The 3,087-nt window shown below is 71.9% G+C and carries 3 protein-coding genes and 1 rRNA gene; 3 read left to right on the top strand and 1 reads right to left on the bottom strand.

Features of this window, described 5'->3' with window-relative positions; translation table 11 throughout:
- A 5S ribosomal RNA gene (gene rrf, locus ACIRPK_RS36780) occupies positions 1-87 on the top strand; the annotation flags it as partial.
- Positions 88-148: 61 nt separating this feature from the next.
- A complete protein-coding gene (locus tag ACIRPK_RS36775; protein ID WP_403047287.1) occupies positions 149-982 on the top strand; it encodes a phosphatase PAP2 family protein in 834 nt (277 codons plus the stop codon).
- A 7-nt stretch (positions 983-989) separates the two neighbouring features.
- Here the strand turns inward: ACIRPK_RS36775 and ACIRPK_RS36770 are convergent, their stop codons facing one another.
- A complete protein-coding gene (locus ACIRPK_RS36770) occupies positions 990-1,649 on the bottom strand; it encodes a TetR/AcrR family transcriptional regulator (RefSeq protein ID WP_403047284.1) in 660 nt (219 codons plus the stop codon).
- A 126-nt stretch (positions 1,650-1,775) separates the two neighbouring features.
- Here ACIRPK_RS36770 and ACIRPK_RS36765 point away from each other — a divergent pair, with 126 nt between their 5' ends.
- Positions 1,776-2,807 (top strand): medium chain dehydrogenase/reductase family protein, encoded by a 1,032-nt coding sequence (locus tag ACIRPK_RS36765; protein WP_403047282.1) that lies wholly within the window; start codon positions 1,776-1,778, stop codon positions 2,805-2,807.
- Positions 2,808-3,087 lie beyond the last annotated feature (280 nt).

Raw genomic sequence — 3,087 nt, 5'->3', positions numbered from 1 at the left:
GGTTACATTCCGAACCCGGAAGCTAAGCCTCATAGCGCCGATGGTACTGCAGGGGGGACCCTGTGGGAGAGTAGGACGCCGCCGAACAATCATTCCAAAGAAGCCCCCTCCCATTCGGGAGGGGGCTTCTTTGCGTTAACCTTCGCGAATGCAGAACCTGACCCTGACCTGGCAGACGGCCGGCGGCACCGCTGCCGTCCTGCTCGGCACCGCCTATGCGGCCAAGCGGGTGGCGCGGCCGGGCGTCGCGGTGGTCTGCCGTGAGGCGGGGACGCTGCTGGCGCTCTTCACGCTGTGGCAGTTGGTCGGGCACCTCTCGGTGCTGAGCACGGACCACGCGCTCGACCGGGCGGACTGGATCCATCGCACCGAGCTGGCCTGGGGGCTGCCCGACGAGGCGGCCCTGCAGCGGTCGGCGCGGGAGCACTCCTGGGTGATCTCCGCGGCCAACTACTACTACGCGGTGATGCACTTCGGGGTGATGCTCGTACTGCTGGCGTGGGTGTTCCTCCGGCACCGGGCCCGGTACGCCTGGTTGCGGAACACGGTGGTGCTGACCACGGCGGCCTGTCTGCTGATCCAGTTCCTGCCGGTGGCGCCCCCGCGGATGCTGCCGGGGAACGGCTTCGTCGACGTGGCGGCGGAGTACGGGCAGTCGGTCTACGGCGGTGCCGTGGGCGGGGTGGTGGCGGACCAGCTCTCCGCGATGCCGTCCGTGCACGTGGCCTGGTGCGTGATCGTCGCCGTCGCGGTGGCCGTGATCGCGCGTGGGCCGTGGCGCTGGCTGGCGGTCCTGCACCCGGTGATCACCGTGTACGTGGTCGTGGTGACGGCCAACCACTTCTGGGCCGACGGGCTGGTGGCGGTGGGGCTGCTGCTGATCGTCTACCTGGTGCAGCACGCGTTCTCCGGCTGGCGGCGTACGGAGCGGCCGGCCGCCGAACCCGCCCCGGTCCGGGACCGGGCGGGCAGCAGCAGCTGACCCCGGGTCAGTGCCCTCGGGGCCGGCCCAGCAGCGCGTCCACCTCGGCCTGGTAGAGCAGCGCGGGGTCGAACCCCATGCCGCCGAAGTGTCCGGTCAGTTCCAGTGAGAGCACCCCGTGCAGCCTGGTCCAGGTGGCCAGGGCCAGGTGCAGCACCTGAGGCGGGGCGCTGTGGCCACCGTCCCAGGCCCGGTGGGACGCCAGGTGGGTGTCGAACGGGGTGTCGGCGGCGGGCGTCGGAATCGCCGCGCAGGCGTCCAGCAGCACCTGCATGATCTCGGCCGCGATCAGGGTGACGTCCTGGGGGGCGTGGTAGCCGGGGATCGGCGTGCCGTAGATCAGGAAGTAGCGGTGCGGATCCGCCAGTCCCCAGTGGCGCAGGGCGTGGGCGACCGTGCCGAGCTCGGGTCCGTCGGCGGCCGCGGCCTTGATGGTGTCCGCCAGACTGCGGTAGGCGTCCGTGATCAGCTCGGTGATCAGCTCGTCCCGGCCGGCGAAGTACCGGTACAGCGCTGGGCCGCTCATGCCCAGCTGCTTGGCGATCGCGTTCAGCGACAGGGCGGACGAGCCGGCGGCGGCGATCTGCTCCCGGGCCCGTTCCTTGACCTCGGCCCGCACCTGCTCGCGGTAGCGCTCGCGGGGGGTACTCGTCTCGGTCCCGGCCATCGGCCACCCTCTCGATAGAAGCTGACAAGTTGGTGAGACCGTATCACCGAACCCTTGACGACCCCTTCTAGCGACAGTTATAACTTGTAACGAAGCAAAGCAGCGCTCACCAACGTGGAGGTCGTCATGCAGGTCCAGGAGCTCGTCGAGGTCGTTCTGCCCGGCACGGTCGAGCCCGAGGGCTTCGAACTGCGCCGAGGCGCGGTGCCCGTCCCCGGCGCCGGGCAGGTGGTGGTGGCGATGGAGGCGACCGGTGTCTCCTTCGCCGAGCAGCAGATGCGCCGGGGCCGCTACTTCGACCAGCCCGCCTACCCGTTCGTCCCGGGCTACGACCTGGTCGGCACCGTACTGACCACCGGCCCCGGCGTCCCCCTGGACCTGCGTGGCCGCCGGGTGGCGGCGCTGACCAAGGTCGGCGGCTGGGCCAGCCACGTGCTGGTGGACGCGGCCGATCTGGTCGACGTCCCGGACGGGGTGTCGCCGACGCAGGCCGAGGGCGCGGTGCTCAACGGTCTGACGGCGTGGCAGATGCTGCACGGCAAGGCCAAGGTCCGGGCCGGGCAGACCGTGCTGGTGCACGGCGCGAACGGCGGCGTGGGTTCGCTGCTGGTCCAGCTGGCCGCCCTCGCCGGGGCCCGGGTGATCGGCACCGCCTCGGCCCGGCACCACGACGCCCTGCGGGCGATGGGGGTCACCCCGGTCGACTACCGGACCGAGGACGTCCCGGCCCGGGTCCGTGAGCTCGCCCCCGGCGGGGTGGACGCGGTCTTCGACCACATCGGCGGCCGCAGCGTGGTCGACTCCTGGAGCCTGCTCGCGCCGGGCGGCACGCTGGTCTCGTACGGCAGCGCCGCCACCCGGGACGACACCGGTTCCCGGTACTGGCCGGTGCTGGAGATCCTCGGCCGGATCTGGACCTGGAACACCCTCCCGAACGGCCGGCACGCGTACTTCTACAACGTCTGGGCGGGCCGGTCGACCGGCCGGGACGGCTTCCGGGCCCGGCTGCGGGCCGATCTCACGCAGGTCTTCGACGCACTGCGGCGCGGTGAGCTGACCGCCCTGGTCGCGGCCGAGCTGCCGCTGGCCCGGATCGCCGAGGCCGTCCGGCTGGCGGAGTCGGGCACGGTGGCGGGCAAGGTCGTGCTCACCCCGTGAGGCGCCGGGGCTGCCAGGGCCTGTCGTCGAACTCCCGTCGTCGCCCGAAGGGCAGCCCTGCGGCGTCCGGTGCGTGCTCTCGGCGTGCCGGACGGGAGCCCTCGCACAGGGTCGTCCTCGGGCTTTCGTCCGGCGCGGCGCGAGTGCGTGCCAGGCGTCGTGGGGCAGGCGAGACTGACGGCCGGCCCTAGGCCGTGTTTTAGGAAGCGCGGGCGGCCATCCACTTGGTGAGGTCGCCCGTGATGCGGTCGGTGCTGGTCTCGACGGTCACGTCGTGTTC

It is taken from the genome of Kitasatospora sp. NPDC101801 (assembly GCF_044766665.1).
Classification (GTDB): Bacteria; Actinomycetota; Actinomycetes; order Streptomycetales; family Streptomycetaceae; genus Kitasatospora.
The sequence above is the reverse complement of the archived record's forward strand: the minus strand, read 5'-3'. Positions and strand labels throughout refer to the sequence as shown.

Bases quoted from the DNA above. Each gene is read 5' to 3' on its own strand.
- ACIRPK_RS36775 (WP_403047287.1), top strand. From the start codon at position 149: ATGCAGAACCTGACCCTGACCTGGCAGACGGCCGGCGGCACCGCTGCC.
- ACIRPK_RS36770 (WP_403047284.1), bottom strand. From the start codon at position 1,649: ATGGCCGGGACCGAGACGAGTACCCCCCGCGAGCGCTACCGCGAGCAG.
- ACIRPK_RS36765 (WP_403047282.1), top strand. From the start codon at position 1,776: ATGCAGGTCCAGGAGCTCGTCGAGGTCGTTCTGCCCGGCACGGTCGAG.